Source organism: Pseudomonas sp. FSL W5-0203, from assembly GCF_001896155.1.
GTDB lineage: Bacteria > Pseudomonadota > Gammaproteobacteria > Pseudomonadales > Pseudomonadaceae > Aquipseudomonas > Aquipseudomonas paracarnis.
In genome coordinates this window covers 1-425 of the sequence record NZ_MPOR01000104.1, presented here as the reverse complement: position 1 = coordinate 425, position 425 = coordinate 1, and the positions used below count along the sequence as shown (strand labels likewise).

Sequence of the window (425 nt, the reverse complement as noted above, 5' to 3'; positions counted from 1 at the left end):
GGACACGGCTGTATCGCACTAGCGCGGTGGAGGTCGATTGTGGGCTGGGGTTGGGTTGGAGCCATGCGCTGGCTCATCGGCTGGTGGTGTCGGGCGATTCGGTGGTGTGGACCGATCATGAGAACCGCCATACGCAGTTTCCATTGCCCAGCGACTCTCGGCCCGCAATCACCAATAGCCTGGCTGAAGCGGCGATCTATTTGGGTTCGGCGCCTGACGAGTTGGTGCTGGCCCAAGCGTCACGGTTCTATCACTTTCGCGACGGTGTACTGACTGCGATCAGCGATGCGTATGACAACCGTCTGCGCCTTTGCCGTGATCGTTCCGGGCGGATTGAGCGGCTGGATAACGGCGCGGGTCGCTCGTTGCTGTTGCGTTATGAGCTGGATCGCATCGTTGCGGTGGACTACCAGGTGCATCGTGCC

1 protein-coding gene is annotated in these 425 nt (G+C 60.9%); it reads left to right on the top strand.

What is annotated here, in order from left to right; translation table 11 throughout:
• Nucleotides 1–425 (top strand): DUF6531 domain-containing protein (locus BOP96_RS29170; RefSeq protein WP_138726270.1); only part of this gene is annotated, 425 nt, incomplete at both ends.